Origin of the sequence: Variovorax sp. LjRoot130 (assembly GCF_964253755.1) — a bacterium.
In the GTDB taxonomy this organism is placed as follows: Bacteria; Pseudomonadota; Gammaproteobacteria; order Burkholderiales; family Burkholderiaceae_C; genus Variovorax.
Genome location: NZ_CAXURM020000001.1, coordinates 169,472 through 185,843 on the forward strand (window position 1 = coordinate 169,472; position 16,372 = coordinate 185,843).

At 69.3% G+C, this 16,372-nt stretch carries 20 protein-coding genes; 7 read left to right on the forward strand and 13 right to left on the reverse strand.

All coding sequences use genetic code 11. The features are described 5' to 3' along the window. Positions 1–10 precede the first annotated feature (10 nt). Positions 11–1,156, forward strand: a complete 1,146-nt coding sequence (locus ACSQ86_RS00900; RefSeq protein WP_436308319.1) for a tetratricopeptide repeat protein — start codon at positions 11–13, stop codon at positions 1,154–1,156. A gap of 19 nt (positions 1,157–1,175) precedes the next feature. On the opposite strand, the gene ACSQ86_RS00905 is transcribed toward ACSQ86_RS00900, so the two are convergent. Beyond that, complete coding sequence (locus ACSQ86_RS00905) at positions 1,176–2,198, reverse strand: DMT family transporter (protein ID WP_244503804.1); 1,023 nt, start codon at positions 2,196–2,198, stop codon at positions 1,176–1,178. A gap of 71 nt (positions 2,199–2,269) precedes the next feature. Here ACSQ86_RS00905 and ACSQ86_RS00910 point away from each other — a divergent pair, with 71 nt between their 5' ends. Together ACSQ86_RS00910 and ACSQ86_RS00915 are read left to right on the forward strand one after the other, a co-directional pair. Next, complete coding sequence (locus tag ACSQ86_RS00910) at positions 2,270–3,148, forward strand: LysR family transcriptional regulator (RefSeq protein ID WP_436302359.1); 879 nt, start codon at positions 2,270–2,272, stop codon at positions 3,146–3,148. Between the two features lie 81 nt (positions 3,149–3,229). Next, on the forward strand, positions 3,230–3,592 hold the full coding sequence (locus ACSQ86_RS00915) for a nuclear transport factor 2 family protein (protein ID WP_436302360.1): 363 nt from the start codon (positions 3,230–3,232) through the stop codon (positions 3,590–3,592). Here ACSQ86_RS00915 and ACSQ86_RS00920 read toward each other — a convergent pair. Continuing rightward, on the reverse strand, positions 3,559–3,693 hold the full coding sequence (locus ACSQ86_RS00920; RefSeq protein ID WP_280142623.1) for a hypothetical protein: 135 nt from the start codon (positions 3,691–3,693) through the stop codon (positions 3,559–3,561). The two genes, ACSQ86_RS00915 and ACSQ86_RS00920, sit on opposite strands and share 34 nt — an antisense overlap. A 216-nt stretch (positions 3,694–3,909) precedes the next feature. Between ACSQ86_RS00920 and ACSQ86_RS00925 the strand changes: the two genes are divergently transcribed. After that, positions 3,910–4,743, forward strand: coding sequence for a phosphate/phosphite/phosphonate ABC transporter substrate-binding protein (locus ACSQ86_RS00925; protein ID WP_436302361.1), 834 nt, complete (start codon positions 3,910–3,912; stop codon positions 4,741–4,743). On the opposite strand, the gene ACSQ86_RS00930 is transcribed toward ACSQ86_RS00925, so the two are convergent. After that, on the reverse strand, positions 4,740–5,975 hold the full coding sequence (locus ACSQ86_RS00930; protein ID WP_436302362.1) for an MFS transporter: 1,236 nt from the start codon (positions 5,973–5,975) through the stop codon (positions 4,740–4,742). The genes ACSQ86_RS00925 and ACSQ86_RS00930 overlap by 4 nt on opposite strands. Before the next feature lie 97 nt (positions 5,976–6,072). Between ACSQ86_RS00930 and ACSQ86_RS00935 the strand changes: the two genes are divergently transcribed. Beyond that, positions 6,073–7,035 (forward strand): LysR family transcriptional regulator, encoded by a 963-nt coding sequence (locus ACSQ86_RS00935; RefSeq protein WP_093104497.1) that lies wholly within the window; start codon positions 6,073–6,075, stop codon positions 7,033–7,035. A gap of 49 nt (positions 7,036–7,084) precedes the next feature. Continuing rightward, positions 7,085–7,423, forward strand: coding sequence for a hypothetical protein (locus ACSQ86_RS00940; protein ID WP_436292278.1), 339 nt, complete (start codon positions 7,085–7,087; stop codon positions 7,421–7,423). Positions 7,424–7,430: 7 nt separating this feature from the next. On the opposite strand, the gene ACSQ86_RS00945 is transcribed toward ACSQ86_RS00940, so the two are convergent. Genes ACSQ86_RS00945 through ACSQ86_RS00955 form a run of 3 tightly spaced genes read right to left on the reverse strand, consistent with a single transcriptional unit; the run spans position 7,431 to position 9,613 of the window. Next, positions 7,431–8,636 (reverse strand): beta-ketoacyl-[acyl-carrier-protein] synthase family protein, encoded by a 1,206-nt coding sequence (locus ACSQ86_RS00945; RefSeq protein WP_436302364.1) that lies wholly within the window; start codon positions 8,634–8,636, stop codon positions 7,431–7,433. After that, complete coding sequence (locus ACSQ86_RS00950) at positions 8,633–8,875, reverse strand: acyl carrier protein (RefSeq protein ID WP_093104493.1); 243 nt, start codon at positions 8,873–8,875, stop codon at positions 8,633–8,635. The genes ACSQ86_RS00945 and ACSQ86_RS00950 overlap by 4 nt, the downstream gene beginning before the upstream one ends. A 33-nt stretch (positions 8,876–8,908) precedes the next feature. Then, the gene (locus ACSQ86_RS00955) at positions 8,909–9,613 is read right to left on the reverse strand and encodes a phosphatase PAP2 family protein (RefSeq protein ID WP_436302365.1); all 705 of its coding nucleotides are present in this window, start codon (positions 9,611–9,613) and stop codon (positions 8,909–8,911) included. A 129-nt stretch (positions 9,614–9,742) separates the two neighbouring features. Here ACSQ86_RS00955 and ACSQ86_RS00960 point away from each other — a divergent pair, with 129 nt between their 5' ends. Beyond that, positions 9,743–10,201 (forward strand): VOC family protein, encoded by a 459-nt coding sequence (locus ACSQ86_RS00960; RefSeq protein ID WP_436302366.1) that lies wholly within the window; start codon positions 9,743–9,745, stop codon positions 10,199–10,201. 5 nt (positions 10,202–10,206) lie between these two features. Here the strand turns inward: ACSQ86_RS00960 and fahA are convergent, their stop codons facing one another. Genes fahA through ACSQ86_RS00995 form a run of 7 tightly spaced genes read right to left on the reverse strand, consistent with a single transcriptional unit; the run spans position 10,207 to position 16,304 of the window. Further along, a complete protein-coding gene (gene fahA / locus ACSQ86_RS00965; RefSeq protein ID WP_436302367.1) occupies positions 10,207–11,532 on the reverse strand; it encodes a fumarylacetoacetase in 1,326 nt (441 codons plus the stop codon). Positions 11,533–11,537: 5 nt separating this feature from the next. Beyond that, positions 11,538–12,347, reverse strand: coding sequence for a cyclase family protein (locus tag ACSQ86_RS00970; RefSeq protein WP_436308320.1), 810 nt, complete (start codon positions 12,345–12,347; stop codon positions 11,538–11,540). Between the two features lie 17 nt (positions 12,348–12,364). Continuing rightward, entirely contained in the window at positions 12,365–13,138 is a 774-nt protein-coding gene (locus tag ACSQ86_RS00975) for an ABC transporter permease (RefSeq protein WP_093104487.1), read from the reverse strand. After that, positions 13,135–13,905 carry an ABC transporter permease gene (locus ACSQ86_RS00980; protein ID WP_093104485.1) on the reverse strand — a complete coding sequence of 257 codons (771 nt, stop codon included), beginning with the start codon at positions 13,903–13,905 and terminating at the stop codon, positions 13,135–13,137. Before ACSQ86_RS00980 ends, ACSQ86_RS00975 begins: the two co-directional genes overlap by 4 nt. Next, positions 13,898–14,674, reverse strand: a complete 777-nt coding sequence (locus ACSQ86_RS00985) for an ABC transporter ATP-binding protein (RefSeq protein WP_093104483.1) — start codon at positions 14,672–14,674, stop codon at positions 13,898–13,900. The genes ACSQ86_RS00980 and ACSQ86_RS00985 overlap by 8 nt, the downstream gene beginning before the upstream one ends. Beyond that, positions 14,671–15,615 carry an ABC transporter substrate-binding protein gene (locus tag ACSQ86_RS00990; RefSeq protein WP_436302370.1) on the reverse strand — a complete coding sequence of 315 codons (945 nt, stop codon included), beginning with the start codon at positions 15,613–15,615 and terminating at the stop codon, positions 14,671–14,673. The genes ACSQ86_RS00985 and ACSQ86_RS00990 overlap by 4 nt, the downstream gene beginning before the upstream one ends. Continuing rightward, positions 15,612–16,304, reverse strand: coding sequence for a TetR/AcrR family transcriptional regulator (locus ACSQ86_RS00995; protein WP_436302371.1), 693 nt, complete (start codon positions 16,302–16,304; stop codon positions 15,612–15,614). The genes ACSQ86_RS00990 and ACSQ86_RS00995 overlap by 4 nt, the downstream gene beginning before the upstream one ends. Positions 16,305–16,372: the final 68 nt, after the last annotated feature.

Genomic DNA, 16,372 nt, shown 5'->3' on the forward strand with positions numbered 1-16,372 from the left:
CCTGCCGGGCATGCGCGCCGATGCGCAGCCGCGTTCGCCGGCAGCGATCACGGACATGCGCGTGCTGGACACGACGCGGATGGAAGCCCGCTCGGCGCTGCTCGGCCGCGCCGAGTCGGAGCTCGTGCGCGGCGACATCGCGGCGGCCACCGACGCTTTCGACCGTGCCGCCCTGATGCTGCACGCGCCCGACACCGAGATGGGACTGGTGCGCACCTACATGCAGGCCGGGCAGTACCGGCGCGCACTCGCCTTTTGCGCGCACACCGCCGGCGCGCACCTCGAATCGGCCCCGGCCGGCGCGCTGTACGCGTGGCTGCTGCGCGCCGGCGGCCAGGCCGCGTTCGCCGAGCGCGTGCTGAACGAGACGCTCGCACGCTTGCCGCAGGATCCCGTGCTGATCGAGGCGCGCAGCGCTCTTGCGAAGCCCTTGCCGGTGGCGGCAGGGCCGTTGCTGCAAACGCCGCACCGGATGGCACCCCAAGGCGTGATGGCGCGCGGGCAGGCAGAGATTCCGGAGACGGCACGGATCGTCTCGAGCGGTGTGCTGATCAACGACGGCACGCTCGCACTCGTGCCGAGCTCGGCCGCGCGCTCGGCGGCCTCCGGCACGCTGTGGGTGCGCAACGGCCTCGGGCAGACCACGCGCGCGCGGATCGACGGCGACGCCAGTGCGCAAGCGCTCGAGGCGCTCGGCGTCACGGTGCTGCGCCTTGAGGCCGCATTGGACGCGACGGGAACGCAGGCCGTGGCGGCGCGCGATCCCTTCGCGGGAAGCCCGGGCTTCGCGCTGGAATACGCCGCGCCGGGCGCCGCCGTCGCCGCATGGCCGTGGCTGCGGCAGGGCTTCCTCGGTTCGTTTCAGGGCAACGCCGGCCTTCGGCGATTGGGCATCGAGGTCGCCGACGGGCCGCACGGCGGGCCGGTGCTCGACGCCAACGGGCGCCTTGCGGGCATGGCCTTGCAGGGCTCCGAGCGCGAGGCCGTGATGCTGCCTGCGTCGCGGTGGCAGTCCTTGCTGGAGATCGCGCCGGCCACGCCGTCGCCGAGTGCCGTCGACCCCGCTGCATCGGCGCGGCCTTCGAGAGTGATTCCGGTCGACGAGGCCTATGAAAGCGGGCTGCGACTCGCGCTGCAGCTGATCGCATTGCCCTGAGGGCCCGTTTTTCGTTGCCTCACGAGGTCGCGCCGCACTCACCGCTGCCGCTGCGCTTCGCCAGTGCGGTGCCGCGAACCGGCGTCGCAGCACCCGTCCGGCTGCGCGCGGTATGGATCAACAGGGCGCCGACCACCATCGCCATCCCCAGCAGCTCGTTGCCCGAGGGCAGCTTGCCCAGCGCCACGCTCATCAGGAGCGCCGACACCGGGATGAAGTTCAGGAAGGCCGTGCCCGTCACCGCACCGAGGGTGCGCACGCCGTGATTGAAGGCCAGCACGGCCATGGCCGAGGGCACCAGGCCGACGAAGACCAGCACGTGCCACGAGAGCGCCATGCCTTCCGCGCTCGGTACCGCGGCCAGGCCGAAGGCGGTGGCCAGCAACGCGCCCAGCAGCAGCACGGGCCAGGCGGTCAGCACGGTCAGCGCGGTGTATTCGACGACGTCGAGCCGGTCGGCGAACTGTGTGGCGCCGCGCGTGTACCAGACCCAGCCCAGCGTGCCGAGGAGGGCGATCGCGTCGCCGTAGGCGGTCGATGCGCCGGCCTCTGCGCCGTGCGGGAAGAGCACGCCCGAGACGACGACCACGCCGGCCAGCGCCAGCGCGCTGGTCGAGAGCGTCGCGCGCGTGGGCCGCACGCCGTCGAGCACCCAGCGCAGCAGCTGTGCGGTCATCGGCGTGGTGGCCATGATGACCGCGCCGTGCGAAGGCAGCGAATGGGCGAGGCCCGTGAGCAGCAGCACGCTGAACACGCCGAAGCCCGCGATGCCGCGCAGGGCCAGCGGGCCGGCGTGGGCGCGCAGCTTTCGCCAGGGCGCCGCGCCGCGCGGGGCGAGCAGGGCCACGAACACCAGCGCGGAGAGGCTGTAGCGGATCAGCGTGAACCAGAATGGATCGACGTGGTGGAGAACGTTCTTGCTGACGAGGAACATGCCGCCCCAGGTGGAGGTGGCGGCGAGCAGCGCGGCGATGCCGAGCGCGCGTGGGTGGATGGTCTTGAACATGAGCCGAATATCGGCATCGGGGTCCGCATTGACCATTCGTTTCTTTGGACCGGGGTCTCAGGATTTGCGAACAGACGAATCCGGCCGGCGCGCTCACAATTTGCGACATGGAGCTCTACCAACTCAAGACCTTCGTGGCCATCGCGCGCGAGGGCAGCCTCACGCGGGCGGCCGAGCGCGTGTTCACCAGCGCGCCGGCCGTGAGTGCGCAGCTCAAGGCGCTGGAAGACGAACTCGGCGTCAAGCTTTTCGAGCGCACGCCGCGCGGCATGACGCCGACCGAAGCCGGCCACACCCTGCTGGAGGAAGCGGAGCGCACCCTGGCCTCGGCGACGCGCATGCGCTCGGCGGCCGAGCAGATCCGCGGCGCGGCGCAGGGCGTGGTGCGCTTCGGCACTGTGGTCGATCCGGTTGCGCTGCGGCTCGGCGAAGTGCTGGTGAAGCTGGCCGAGCGCCATCCGCAGGTCTCGCTGCAACTGCAGCAGGGCCTGTCGCACCGGACGCTGGAAGGCGTGCGGCGCGGCGAGCTGGACTGCGCCTATGCGCTCAGCGACAGCGAAAAGCTCGACGGCCTCGTGCTGCAACGCCTCGGTGTCGTCGACCTGGCGGTGACGCTCCCGCTGCCGCTCGCCGAGGCCCACCCCGCGCTGGATCTCGAGGCCCTGACCCAGCTGCCCTGGGTCGGCACGCCGCCTTCATGCATCCTGCGCGCGCACCTCGACGGCCTGTTCGCAAGCGTCGGCCGCGAATACCGCCCCGCGCGGACGGCCGACAGCGAGAGCGCGATCCGCAGCATGGTCGCGGTCGGCCTGGGCGCCGGGCTTCTGCGCGTCGACCAGGCCGAGCAGGCCGAGCGCAACGGCGAGCTGAAGATCTGGCAGGGCTGGCGCTCGCACACCTGGCTGTGCTGGGTCGAAGCGGCCGGGAGCAGCCGCACGACGGCGGTCGATGCGGTGCGCACCGCGGTGCTGGAGGCCTGGGCCTGAGCTTCCCGTCGGCTTTGTCCGTGGAAGACAAAGCCTCGTTTCCTACGCCGGCCGCCACCGTCCCGGGTGAGTTTGCGGCGCATGGAAGAAGACCTGTGGGCGTTGGAAGAGCGGCTCTGGCTCGGTGACGCGCTCTTCTACGAGCAGCACCTGGCAGTCGATGCGCGCATGGTCTTTCCGCAGCCCGTGGGCATGATGGGACGCGCGCAGATCCTGGCCTCGATCGAGCCGGACAAGCGCTGGCGCCGGGTCGAGTTCGCGAACCAGCATCTGCTCGCTCCGGCCGAGGGCACGGCGGTGCTGGTCTACGCCGCTGCCGCCGATCGCGGCAGCACCGGCAGCGCCTATCGCGCGCAATGCAGTTCGGTCTATGTTCGCACCGGCGGCCGCTGGCAACTGGTGGCGCACCATCAAACGCCGGCCGACTGCAAGCTCAGCAGCTGATCGGCCGCCGCTGCCTTCGGCGGCTGCGGCTTCGGATCGCAGGCGGCGAGCGTTGCCAGGGCGATGCATGCCAGCGCAAGAGTGAGCTTTCGATAGGTCATGGTCGTCTCCTTGGAGCGCATGGGCACTTCGTCACGATTCTGCCTCCGCACGGTGCGGCTGGATGTCGGCGCATGACCTACAGCGCGCGGCGCATTCCGGATCAATACGCGAAGTTGCGCACTTTGACTCGAAAGTTCTACCTGGCGTTGGCGCGCGTTGACCGCAGCGCGGGGCCCCTGACCTATTCTGCGGGCTCGCAACTACTCGAGACATCCATGATGAAACACCGCGTCGATCGCAACGCAAGCTTCGCCCCTTGGGCCGCGGCTTTTCTGCTGGCCGCTGTCGCTCCGGCCCATGCGCTGGTGCTCGGCGTGACCGAGGGCGTGACCTACAAGGCCAGCGACAGCCAGATAGAAGCCAAGTTCGAGCCGATCGCCGAAGCACTGAGCAAGGCGCTCAAGCAGCCCGTGACCCTCAAGGTCTTGAGTTCGTACGCCAATGCGCGCGAAGCATTGAGGCAGAACCAGGTCGATCTGGCCTTCGTGCATCCGGCCCACATCGCCTTCGAAGCGACCAAGGGCGGCAACTACAAGACGCTCGCCTGGACCGCGGGCTTCACCGAATACAAGGTCTCGTTCCTGTGCAAGGACCTGCAGACGATCTCCAACTGGAAGGAGATCGCCGGCAAGAGCCTGGTCATGCCCGACCCGGATTCCATCACCTCGGTGATCACGCGCGCGATGCTGCGCGAGCAGGGCCTGCAGGACGGCGCGGTCAAGACCACCAACACGCGCTACCAGGACGCGGTGCCCTTCTACGTGCAGAATGGTTTCGCCGCCTACGGCGCCACGGCCTCCGCCGGCGTGGTCAAGGCCTGGAAGTCCACCGGCGGCAAGACCTGCGCCGAATCGCGCGCCGTCCCCATCAAGCAATGGCTGTCATCGAGCAAGCTCGATGCGAGCGCGGTCGCCACGGTGCGCGACACCTTGCTGGGGCTCGGCCAGTCGGAAGGTGGCAAGCGTGCGCTGGCCACTTCGACCTATACCGGCTTCGTCGCGCCTTCAGCGGAAGTCGAGAAGAGCCTGATGTACTGGCTCGGGATCTAGGCCCTCGACCAAAGCCGCACTGCGAGCGCCGCGCCGGCCGCCGCAGTGGCGAGCGCCGTGACCGCCATCCAGCCCCATTCGGCGAACAGCAGGCTGCCCAGCGCCGCACCGATGGCCATGCCGATGAACATGCCGACGAAGAGCACGGCATTGAGGCGGCTGCGCGCGCCGGGCTCGATGCCGTAGACGATGGTCTGGTGCGCGATCAGCGCGGCCTGGATGCCGAGGTCGAAGCCGATGGCGCAGGCCACCAGCAGCGCCAGCCGAGCGTGCGGCTGCATCAGCGGCGCCAGCGCCATGGCCGCGAAGGAGAGCACGACCAGCCCCGCGCCCAGGCGCGTCACCAGTTCCGGCCCGCGGCGATCGGCGATGCGGCCGGCGATGGGCGCGGCCAGCGCCCCGGCGGCGCCCGCCAGCCCGAAGGCGCCGGCCGCGGCGCTGCCGAGGTGGAACGGCGCGCCGTGCAGCATCACGGCCAGGGTGGACCAGAAGGCGCTGAAGCCGACCGAGAGCAGGCCCTGCGCCAGCGCCGCGCGGCGCAGTGCGGCATGGCGCTGCCACAGCTGGGCCAGCGAACCGAGCAATGCGCCGTACGCCAGTTGCGTAGTGGGCTGGAAGCGCGGCAGCCGATGCCATGCGGCGGCGCCGATCAGCGCGATGCTCGCCGCGGCCGCGACGAACACCGCGCGCCAGCCGAAGTGCTCCGCCACGAAACCGCTCGCCACGCGCGAGAGCAGGATGCCCAGCAGCAGCCCCGTCATCACCGTGCCGACCACCTTGCCGCGATGGGCGTCGGGCGCGAGCGTGGCGGCGGCCGGCACGATGTCCTGGGCCATCGTCGCGGCCAGGCCGATGACCAGGCTGACGACCAGCAGCGCGCCGATGGAGGGAGCAACGCCGGCCAGCAGCAGCGCGGCGCCGAGCACGGCCGCCTTGAGCAGGATGATGCGGCGCCGGTCGTAGCGGTCGCCCAGCGGCGCCAAGAGCAGGATGCCGAGCGCGTAGCCGAGCTGCGTCAGCGTCGGGATGAAGCCGACGGCCCGGTCGGAGGCGCCGATGTCCGCACCCAGCACGCCGAGCATGGGCTGGCCGTAATAGATCGAAGCGACGGCGAGGCCGGCCGCGGTCGCGAGCAGAAGAACCAGCGACGCCGGCAGGCCCTGGGCCGCGCGGGCCGGCTCCGGGGCCGGCACGACGGCTGCTGTGGCATGCGAGCAGTGAATACCAGACATGGTGTTAACCCTTAGAAACTCTTGAGGGACGGAGTGTGAGGTTTGAGTGCTCTCAGTGGTAGCCGCAAGCCGCGCACAATTGATATACGCTGCTCGCATGAAAGAACCCGGCTCACCCTCGGCCTCCGCCGACCGCATCGCGCTGATGCAGACCTTCGTCCGCATCGTGGAAGCCGGCAGCCTGTCGGCGGCCGCGGCGCAGATGGGATCGACGCAACCCACCGTGAGCCGCCGCCTGCAGGTCCTGGAACGATCGCTCGGTGTGCGGCTGCTGCAGCGTTCCACGCATGCGATGAAGCTCACCGAAGACGGCGAACGCTGCTTCGAGCGCGCCAAGGAACTGCTCGCGAACTGGGAGGCCTTCGAAGCCGACCTGCGCGGCACCGGCGACGAGCCCGAAGGCAGCTTGCGCGTGATCGCGCCGCATGCCTTCGGCCAGTCGCAGCTCGTCGAACCGCTGGCCCGCTTCCTGCGGCGCTACCCGCGCGTGACGGTCGAGTGGCTGCTGCACGACGATACGCAGGACTTCATCGCCAACGGCATCGACTGCGCCATCCAGATCGGAGAAGTCAGCGACCCCGCGCTGGTCGCGATCAAGCTGGCCGAGGTGCCGCGCATCGTGGTCGCCGCGCCCTCGGTGCTGGCCGGCGCGCCGGTGCCGGCGCACCCATCCGAGCTGGCGGGCTTGCCCTGGCTGGCGCTGCGCACCTACTACCGCAACGAGGTGACGCTCACGCATGCGGCGAGCGGCGAAACCCATCGCTTCGCGATCCGGCCGCGCATGAGCACCGACAGCCTGCTGGCCCTGCGCCACGCCGCGGTGCTGGGGCTGGGCGCGGGCGTGGGGTCGGCCTGGCTGCTGACCGAGGACCTGGCCCAGGGCCGGCTGATCCAGCTCGCGCCGCAATGGTGCGCCGCGCCACTGCCTGTCTACGTGGTGTATCCCCACGCCCGCTTCTATCCGGCCAGGCTGCGCCGCTTCGTCGAGGCGATGCGGGAGGCCATGCCGGCGGTGGTGGGGATGCGCCAGCGCGAAGAAGCTATCCTACGCAGGCCTTGATCACGGGCCCGTGGCTGCCGCCACCCGTCGACCTGACCATCCAATCCGTATGAGCAAATCCATCCTCGCATCCCTGGCCTTGGCCGCATGCTGCGCCGGCGCTCTCGCGCAGCCGCTCAAGCTTCCCGTTGAAAGCAGCGACCAGGGCACCCTCTACGTCGCGCCCAACGTGTCGCCCACCGAGACCTCGGCCCGCACGAATGGCGCAACGATCGGCACGCAACGACTCGACGGAAGCGGCGCGTACGGCGGCGTCGACACCTCCGGGTCCCGGCCCAACTATTCGCTCGGTGCAAGCACGGGCGGCAGCACCTCTTTTTCGGCAGGCGCCCATTCGGACGGCAAGAGCAACGCGGGCATCAAGGCCGGCGTGACGATCAAGTACTAGCCGACGTTCACGCGCGGCGAAACAGCAGCACCGCGTTCGTACCGCCGAAGGCGAAGGAACTGCTGATCGCGGCTTCGAGCTGCGGCGCGGCTTCACCGGCCTCGCGCACCAGGTTCAGGCTGCACTCCGGGTCGATGGTCTGGCAATGCGCGTTGGGCGGCAATTGGCGCCGCGCCAGCGCCAGCACGGTGATCACCGCCTCGAGCGCGCCGGCGGCGCCGAGCAGGTGGCCGTGCAGGGCCTTGGTCGAGCTCACGCGCAGATCGTCGAGCGCCTCGCCCCACACCTCGGCCAGCGCGTTGCGCTCGACCACGTCGCCGATGCGCGTGGCCGTGCCGTGCGCGTTGCAGTAGCCCACGTCGCGCGGCTGCAGGCCGGCCTGCCGCAACGCGGCGCGCAGGGCGCGGGCCTGCCCCGGGGCGTCGGGCTTGGTCAGGTGGGTGGCGTCGCAGCCGATGCCCCAGCCGGCCAGCGTGGCATGGCTGCGCGCGCCGCGCAGGCGTGCGCGCTCGGCCGATTCGAGGACGAGGAAGGCCGCGCCCTCGCCGAGCGCGAAACCGCTGCGGTCGCTGGCAAAGGGCCGGATCGCGCTGGCCGCTTCGCCGGGCGCGAAGCCGGCCAGGGTCTGCATCGCCTGCCAGGCCAGCAACACGCCCGGCACGATCAGCGCTTCGCTGCCGCCGGCGATGGCGATGTCGACCTCTCCGCGCTGCACCGCCTTGGCTGCCTCGGCAATGGCCACGGCCGACGAGGCGCAGGCCACGGAATAGGTGAGCACCGGGCCGTGGACGCGCTGCCGCATCGCCACCTGCGAGGCCGGCGCGTTGGGCATGAAGGCCGGAATGGTGAGCGGCGGCATGCGCCCGGCGCCGCGGTAGGCCGCCTCGAGCGCGCCCGCGCCGCCCATGCCGCAGCCGGCGTAGACGCCTATGCGTTCGGAGTCCACGTTGCCGAGTGCGCCTGCATCGCGCACCGCCAGGTCGGCCGCGGCCACGGCCAGCTGGCTCACGCGGTCGACGCCGGCGAGCTGCAGCTTGGTGAACCAGCGGGATTCGTCGAAGGCCACCGTGGCGGCGGCGGCCGGCTTGGGCAGCTCGGGGAGGACGGGTCCGAGCGCCGATTCGCCGCGCATCAACGCTTCGAAGACCGTGCCCGGATCGTCGCCATGCGGCGCGACGAGGCCCAGACCGGTGACGGCGACCTCGGTTGTCACTTGGCCTGCGCCATCCTGACCTTGTCGACCATGGCCGCGAGGCCGGCCAGCGTGTCGACGCTGTTCGCGTCGTCGTCGGTGATGGAGATGGAGAAGTGGTCTTCGATCGCGAACACGAATTCGACCAGCGTCAGTGAATCGAATCCCTTGTCGCGCATGGACGCGTGAGGGTCGAGCGCCGCCGCCTCGATGCCGTACTTCTCGTGGATCAGATCCTGTAATACTTTCAGCGAGCTCATTGTGCGATGTCCGTCCTCACGCCGGCCCTGGCCTCATCGATGGGGAATGATATCCGCTCGACCGAAAATGGCGCGGGCCACGCGCTGCGGGCCGGGCCGCCAGCGCAGCGAGGGCAGCACGAAGGCGATGCCGAGCAGCACGCCGGCCAGCGCATCGAGCACCACGTGCTGCTTGATCGCCAGCGTCGACCAGGCAATGGCGGCGAACCACAGCCAATTCAAGAGGCGCACGAAGACCGGTGTGCGCGCCCGGCGCAGCACGTCGTCGATGCGGATGACGGTGAACATCGCGACCGCGACATGCATCGAGGGGCAGGCATTGCCTGGCGCGTCCACGCCCTGCAGCAGCGCGAAGCCCGGGAAGTCCGAGGCCGGCGCCGCGAGCGGCACCTGCGTCGGCCAGTAATGGAACAGGCCCAGCCCGGTCAGGCACAGCGCGCCGACCCAGAGGCCATAGACCACCAGCTCGCGAAAGCTCAGCTGCAGCCCGGGCGCGACGCCCACATACAGCCAGAGCGAAAAGTAGGCGACCAGCGCCTGCGGCTGGAACGGGATCAGGTGGTCGAGCGCAGTCAGCGGCATCACCGTGACCGCGAAGTCCGGGTGGCGCAGCATGTGGAAGTAGCCGATGAAGAAGAGCCAGGTGAACACCGTGACGCCGACGATCTTCAGTGCCAGGTGGCGGCGAATCCGCAGGCCGATGTCGGCGGTCCAGGTCTGTGGAGGGGAGGGCGCCATGTAAGGGTCGATCGGGGCGTTGATGTTTCGACCGGGTCGATCATGCCTGAGCGGGCCCTTGACAAGAGCCCGGTCCAAACCAGATACTGAACCTTCAAGTTCAGTTATGGCCCTTTCGAAAGGAATCCCATGCAGAAGATCTCTCCCTTCCTGTGGTTCGACGGCAAGGCCGAAGAGGCCGCGAAGTTCTACACCGCCATCTTCAAGAATTCGCGCATCACCAATGTGATCCCCGGACCCGGCGGCACGGTGATGGGCGTGAGCTTCGAGCTCGAAGGACAGGAGTTCATGGGCCTGAACGGCGGGCCGATGTTCCAGTTCACGCCGGCCGTCTCCTTCTTCATCAAGTGCGAGACGCAGGAAGAGATCGACAACTACTGGACCCGGCTCACCGAGGGCGGCGGCGAGCCGCAGCCCTGCGGCTGGCTCAAGGACAAGTTCGGCCTCTCGTGGCAGGTGATACCCGATGCGCTGGGCACGATGCTGCAGGACAAGGACCCGGCCAAGGCGCAGCGCACCATGGAAGCCATGATGAAGATGTCCAAGCTGGACATCGCGGCGCTGAAGAAGGCCTACGACGGCGGCTGAGCCCTTCAGCCCCGCGCCGGCAGCACCGTCCCGCGGCTCTCGCCGAAGCCGATGCGCGTATGGCCCGGCTTCTCGCACCAGCCGCGCAGCAGCACCGCATCGCCGTCCTCGAGAAAGCCGCGTTGTTCGCCGTCGGCCAGCGCAATCGGCGCCTGGCCGGCGCGCGTGAGTTCGATCATCGCGCCGGCCTCGCCAGGCCCCGGGCCTGAGATGGTGCCGCTGCCGAACAGGTCGCCGGCGTTCAGGCTGCAGCCGCCCACCGTGTGGTGCGCGACCATCTGCGCAATGCTCCAGTACTGGTGTTTGAAGCTGGTGGCCGACAGGCGCGAGGGGCTGCTGCCCTCGGCGCGGGCCTTGGCGCTTTCGAGCCAGACCTCGAGCCGGATGTCGAGCGCGCCGCTCGCGCGATTGGCTTCGCTCTCCAGGTAGGCCAGCGGCTGCGGATGATCGGCCGGCCGCACCCAGGCCTGGCGGTAGGGCGCCAGCGCTTCCAGCGTCACGATCCATGGCGAGACGGTGGTCGCGAAGTTCTTGGCCAGAAAAGGGCCGAGCGGCGCCATCTCCCAGAACTGGATGTCGCGCGCCGACCAGTCGTTGAGCAGGCAGATGCCGAAGATGTGGTTCTCCGCGCGCTCGAGCGGAATCGGCGCGCCGGCCGCATTGCCCTGGCCGATGTAGATGCCGAGCTCGAGCTCGTAGTCCAGCCGCGCGCAAGGGCCGTAGGTCGGCGCTTGCGTGCCGGGCGCCATGGTCTGTCCCATCGGCCGGTGGAACTGCTGGCCGCTCACGCCGATGGTCGAGACGCGGCCGTGGTAGGCGATCGGGATCCACTGGAAGTTGGGCGTGATCGGATCGTCGGGCTTGAGCAGCCGCCCGATGTTGAGCGCATGGTCGATCGAGGTGTAGAAGTCGGTGTAGTCGCCGATGCGCGCGGGCAATGCGAACGCGGCCTCGGCCTGCGGGATCAGGCAGGCGCGCACGGCCTCGGCCACTTCCTTCGGCGCATCGTCCTTGAGCAGCGCGAACAAGCCATGGCGCAGCGCGCGCCACACGCTGGGGCCGAGCGCGAAGAAGTCGTTGAGCGCCGATTGCGCGCAGGCGCGTGCGCCATCGAGCGCCGCGCCGTCCAATTGCCGGCCCGCGGCCAGTGCCGCGAGGTCCAACACCTGGTCGCCGATGGCGACGCCGCCGCGGTAGGGCTCGCGGCTTCCGGTACGGTGGAACACCGCGAAGGGCAGGTTCTGGATCGGGAAGTCGCTGCCTTCGGCGTTGGCCGAGGCCAGCCAGCTGCGGGCGCTTGCATCGTGCGTGTGGTTGAGCGTCGTCGTCATGATGTTCATCCCACGGTGGCCATCAGCGCGTCGTCGAAGATCGCGACCGCGCGCGTCCAGCCGGCCGAGGCGCCGCGGATCTTGTGCGGAAAGCAGCTGATGAAGAAGCCATCCGCCGGCAGCGCCTCGAGGTTGTGCAGCTTTTCGAGGTGGCAGTAGCCGATGTCGCGGCCGGCCTTGTGGCCTTCCCAGATCAGCGAGGCGTCTTTCGATTCGCCGTACTTCTTGGCCGTGTGGACGAAGGGCGCATCCCAGCTCCAGGCGTCGGTGCCGGTGAGGCGCACGCCGCGCTCCAGCAGGTACATGGTCGCTTCGTAGCCCATGCCCGCGCCGGCCGAGACGTAGTCGCCGTGGCCGTAGCGCGAGCCGGCACGTGTGTTGACCACCACGATCTCCAGCGGCGTCAGCGAGTGGCCGATGCGCTTGAGCTCGGCGTCGACGTCGTCGGCCGTCACGACATAGCCGTCCTCGAAATGCCGGAAGTCCAGCTTCACGCCGGGCTGGAAGCACCATTCGAGCGGCACGTCGTGGATCGCGATCGCGGGCTTCTTCTCGCCGAGCGCCTTGTCCATGGTCGAGTGGAAGTGGTAGGGCGCATCGAGATGCGTGCCGTTGTGCGTGGAGAGCTGCACGAACTCCACGGCCCAACCTTCGCCGTCGGGCAGGTCTTCCCGCTTCAAGCCGGGGAAGAAAGGCTCGATCTGCTCGTAGGTCTGCTCGTGCGTGAAGTACTGGATCTTGGGCGCGAAGGCGGGCGGATCGGAGAGCACGTCGTTTTCGAGAAAGATCGAGAGGTCGACGAATTTGCGGGTCATGGCGGGGTTCCTTTTCTTCAGGGGTGCTGCCAGCGCAGCAGTTTCTTTTCGGCAAGGGCCAGGAGGGCATTGCTCGCGAAGCCGATCAGGCCCAGGAGCACGATGCCGGCGAAGAGCTCGCTCGCGCGAAAGGCGCGCGCCGCGAGCAGGATGGCCTGGCCCAGGCCGCTCTGCGAGGCGATCATTTCGCCGACCACGGCGACGATGAGCGAAATGGTCATCGACAAGCGCATGCCGGCCAGGATGTCGGGCATCGCGTTGGGCAGGCCTATCTTCCAGACGAAGGCCGCGCGCGGCATTTGCAGGCAGCGCGCCACTTCGGCGAGCCGCGGCTCGATGGCCGCGAAGCCGTGCACGGTGGCAAGCAGCACCGGCCACATCGCGCCGAAGGCGACGACGAAGAGCACCATGCCCGGGTTGAGGCCGAAGATCGAGATTGCGAGCGGCAGCAGCGCGGAGGCCGGCAGCGGGCGGATGAATTCCAGCGTCGGCTGCACCCAGGCGCGCACCGCGGGCGAGATGCCGATGGCGGCGCCCAGCAGCACGCCGAAGAGCGAGGCCAACAGCCAGCCTTCGAGCATGCGGCGCACGGTGGCAATGGTGAAGACCAGCAGCTCTCCGCTGCCGCTGCCGCGCAGGTTGAGGCCTTCGGCCAGACTCGCGAGCGTCGCTTCGGGCGTCGGCAGGAACACGCGGCTGACCCAGCCCGCGTTGCTTGCGGTCCACCACAGCGCGACGAGCGCCGCGAGCACCGCGGCCGAGCCGAGCCATCCGGTGAAGCGATGGCTCATTGCACGACTCCCATGCGCCGCGCCACCCAGCGCTGGAGCCGCTGCATCGCCGCGTTGATGACAAAACCCACCACGCCGATCCAGCCCAGCCAGGCCAGCATCAGCGGCGGGTCGAAGCTCTGCTGCGCGATCATCATCGCGTAGCCCATGCCGTTGGGATTGGCCGCGATCTCGACCGTGACGGCCACCACCAGCGCCACCGCCACGCCGAGCCGCAGCGCCACGAAGAGCCGCGGCACGATCGCGGGCAGCACGATCTTCCAGGCCCGCTCGCGCGCCGTGAGCCCGAGCACGCGGCTCACCTCCAAGAGGCGCGGCTCGACCTGCTGCACGGCCGACTGGACGAGGATCAGCATCGGCCAGAAGGCGGCGAAGGCGACGATGGCCAGCTCCATGCGCACGCCGAAGCCGAACATCAGCATCGAAAGCGGAATCAGCGCGACGGAGGGGATGGGACGCAGCACCTCGATAGACAGCAGGCCGAACTGCGCGGTGCGCCGCGACAAGCCCAGCACGATGCCCAGCGCAATGCCGAGCACGGCGCCGAGCAGCAGGCCGAGGGCCGCGGTGCCGAGCGTGAAGCCGGTGGCCTGCCACAGAGAGCCGTCGACGGCCGCGCCGGCAAAGGCCTTGAGCGCGGCGCTCGGCGGCGCGAGCGCATCGCTGCCCTGTGCGGCGGCGCGGCGCGCATACCACTCGAAGAGGGCGAGCAGCAGGGCAGGGAAGACCCAGGGCCGCAGCAGTGACAACGCACGGCGTTCAGTCATGGCCTTGCTCGATGAAGGCAAACAGTTCGCGCCGCAAATGCAGGAACTCCGGATGCTCCTTGGTCGTGAGCTGGTCGCGCGGCCGCGGGATCTTCACATCGATCATGCGCGCCAGGCTCGGCCGCCCCGGCGCGGGATCGGCCTGCAGCGCGATCACGCGGTCGCCGAGGTAGATGGCTTCCTCGAGGTCGTGCGTGACGAAGAGCACCGTCAACCCGTCTTCGCGCACCAGGCGCGCGAGTTCGTCCTGCAGGCCCTGGCGCGTCAGCGCATCCAGCGCGCCGAAGGGCTCGTCCATCATCATCAGCTCGGGCTTCTGAGCGAGGCAGCGCGCGATCTGCGCACGCTGCTGCATGCCGCCCGAGAGCTGCACCGGAAACTTCTGCGCATGCGCCGCGAGGCCGACCTTGGCCAGCACTTCGGCGATGCGCGGCGCGCGTTCGCTCGCCGGCACGCCGGCCGCTTCGAGCGCGAGGCTCACGTTGCCCTCGACCGTGCGCCAGGGCAGAAGCGCGCGGCCGTAGTCCTGGAACACGAAGGCCACTTCGCGCGAAGGCTCGTTCATCGGCTTGCCCTTGCGCCGCACCTCGCCGGCGCTGGCGCGCACGAGGCCGCTGGCCGCGCGCAGCAGCGTGGTCTTGCCGCAGCCGCTCGGGCCCACGATGCAGACGAACTCGCCGCGCGCTACCTCGAAAGAGGTAGGCGACAGCACCTCGCGCGCGCCATAGCAAATGCGCACGCCGTCGATGGCGAGGAAATCCGGCCTCACTTCGCGACCAGCCTGGCAACGTCGATCGGGGTCTTGAGCATCTCCTGCTCCTTCATGAGGCCGACCCAGTAGGCGAGTTGCTTGTCGGTCACCACCGGGCCGGGCGGCGAGATCTGCACCTTGGCCAGCACCTCGGGCGGCAGCTTGATGTACTTGCCGATGCTCGCGCGCACCCTGGCATCGTTCTTCGGCTGCTGCATGAAGGCGCCGCCTTCCTGCACCGCCTCGCGGAAGCCGCGCGCCGCGGCCGGGTTCTTCGCCACCCATTCGCGCTTGGCCGCGTGCACGATGGTCTGGTTGCCCTCGGGCAGGAAGGTCGAGTAGTAGGAGGCCACGTAGCCCGCGCCGCTGTCGGTGATGCGGCTCATGAAAGGATCGGCCGAGACCACCGCATCGACCGAGCCGCCGCGCAGCAGGTCGGCATGCTGCGGGAACGAGGCCTCGACGAAGTTGACCTTGCGGTAGTCCACGCCCTGGTCCTTCAGGTAGGCGCGGAAGGTCACGTGCAGGAAGGCGCCGAGGCCCGGCACGCCGATCTTCTTGCCCACGCAGTCCTGCGCGCTCTTGATGCCCGAGCCGGCACGCGCCACCAGGCCGAAGCCGGTGATGGTCTTCGAAGTGAGGCCGCCGCCGGCGACCAGCACCAGGTCCATCCCGCCGTCGACCGCCTGCAGGAACACCGAAGGCGTGGGCCCGCCGAGCTGCAGCGAATCGGACTGCAGCGCAGCCGGGATGGTGGAGTTGAGCGGAATGAACTTGAGCTCGACGTCGAGGTTGCGCTTCTTGAAGTAGCCCTCTTCGGCCGCCACGAAGACCGAGGCGAAGTCGGTCACGGCCGTGTAGCCGAACACGATCTTGGTGTTGGCCTGTGCGCGCGCAGGCAGTGCCGCGGTCGCGGAGGCGGCGGCGAGCGCCGACAACAGGGTGCGTCGTTTCATCATGTCTTTTGTCTCCTGGGGGTGGGTTTCTTCTGCGAGGCCTTGGGTCGCGGCAGCGCGGCGCGCAGGCCGCCGACGATGAAGTTCACGAGCATCGGCGCCACGGCCGGATCGCTGCGCCGGTTCTCGCCGCGCGAGAGCCGCTCGATGCGGTTGTCGTTCAGGTGGTGCAGCAGCGTGCCGAGCGCGAACTGGTAGGCCCATGCGGCCTGGCCGCGCGTCGCATGCGGCAGCGCAATATGCAGCGCGTCGATATACGCCTCGGCCAGCGGATCGAAGTAGCCGCGCAGCACGCGGTCGGCTTCCTCGGTCGCGTGGTAGAGCTCGCGCGCCACCAGCAGCGCGTAGTACTCGCCTTCGGCGCTCGCGCGCAGCGCCAGCACCGGGCCGGTAAAGGCTTCGACGATGCGCGGCAGCGTCTGCGGGTCATGAGGGTCGTTGTGCACCGCGCGCAGGCCGGCCAGCCGCTCCTCGATGGTGTGGCTCCAGTGCTCGAAGATCGCGTGGAAAAGCTCGTGCTTCGGCCCGTAGTAATAGCCCACCAGCGCGAGCGGCACGCCGGCCTCGTCGGCGATCTGGCGGATCGTCACCGCGTGGTAGCCGTGCTGCGCGAACAGCTTCTCGGCCGCGAGAAGAATCGCCTGCCGGCGGTCGGGCCGAACGGAAGAAGCGCGCTGCACACGTTGAACCATGGCGGGTATTGAACAAGTGTACAAACTTGTTGAACACTCGTACAAACCCTGTGCTTTCCCGCATTGAA

Coding starts and splice junctions, on each gene's coding strand:
- ACSQ86_RS00950 (WP_093104493.1), bottom strand. CDS start 8,875: ATGAGCTCGCTGAAAGTATTACAGGATCTGATCCACGAGAAGTACGGC.
- ACSQ86_RS00910 (WP_436302359.1), top strand. CDS start 2,270: ATGGAGCTCTACCAACTCAAGACCTTCGTGGCCATCGCGCGCGAGGGC.
- fahA (WP_436302367.1), bottom strand. CDS start 11,532: ATGACGACGACGCTCAACCACACGCACGATGCAAGCGCCCGCAGCTGG.
- ACSQ86_RS00995 (WP_436302371.1), bottom strand. CDS start 16,304: ATGGTTCAACGTGTGCAGCGCGCTTCTTCCGTTCGGCCCGACCGCCGG.
- ACSQ86_RS00990 (WP_436302370.1), bottom strand. CDS start 15,615: ATGATGAAACGACGCACCCTGTTGTCGGCGCTCGCCGCCGCCTCCGCG.
- ACSQ86_RS00940 (WP_436292278.1), top strand. CDS start 7,085: ATGAGCAAATCCATCCTCGCATCCCTGGCCTTGGCCGCATGCTGCGCC.
- ACSQ86_RS00920 (WP_280142623.1), bottom strand. CDS start 3,693: ATGACCTATCGAAAGCTCACTCTTGCGCTGGCATGCATCGCCCTGGCA.
- ACSQ86_RS00930 (WP_436302362.1), bottom strand. CDS start 5,975: ATGTCTGGTATTCACTGCTCGCATGCCACAGCAGCCGTCGTGCCGGCC.
- ACSQ86_RS00975 (WP_093104487.1), bottom strand. CDS start 13,138: ATGAGCCATCGCTTCACCGGATGGCTCGGCTCGGCCGCGGTGCTCGCG.
- ACSQ86_RS00925 (WP_436302361.1), top strand. CDS start 3,910: ATGATGAAACACCGCGTCGATCGCAACGCAAGCTTCGCCCCTTGGGCC.
- ACSQ86_RS00970 (WP_436308320.1), bottom strand. CDS start 12,347: ATGACCCGCAAATTCGTCGACCTCTCGATCTTTCTCGAAAACGACGTG.
- ACSQ86_RS00905 (WP_244503804.1), bottom strand. CDS start 2,198: ATGGTCAATGCGGACCCCGATGCCGATATTCGGCTCATGTTCAAGACC.
- ACSQ86_RS00980 (WP_093104485.1), bottom strand. CDS start 13,905: ATGACTGAACGCCGTGCGTTGTCACTGCTGCGGCCCTGGGTCTTCCCT.
- ACSQ86_RS00915 (WP_436302360.1), top strand. CDS start 3,230: ATGGAAGAAGACCTGTGGGCGTTGGAAGAGCGGCTCTGGCTCGGTGAC.
- ACSQ86_RS00900 (WP_436308319.1), top strand. CDS start 11: ATGCGCGCCGATGCGCAGCCGCGTTCGCCGGCAGCGATCACGGACATG.
- ACSQ86_RS00935 (WP_093104497.1), top strand. CDS start 6,073: ATGAAAGAACCCGGCTCACCCTCGGCCTCCGCCGACCGCATCGCGCTG.
- ACSQ86_RS00960 (WP_436302366.1), top strand. CDS start 9,743: ATGCAGAAGATCTCTCCCTTCCTGTGGTTCGACGGCAAGGCCGAAGAG.
- ACSQ86_RS00955 (WP_436302365.1), bottom strand. CDS start 9,613: ATGGCGCCCTCCCCTCCACAGACCTGGACCGCCGACATCGGCCTGCGG.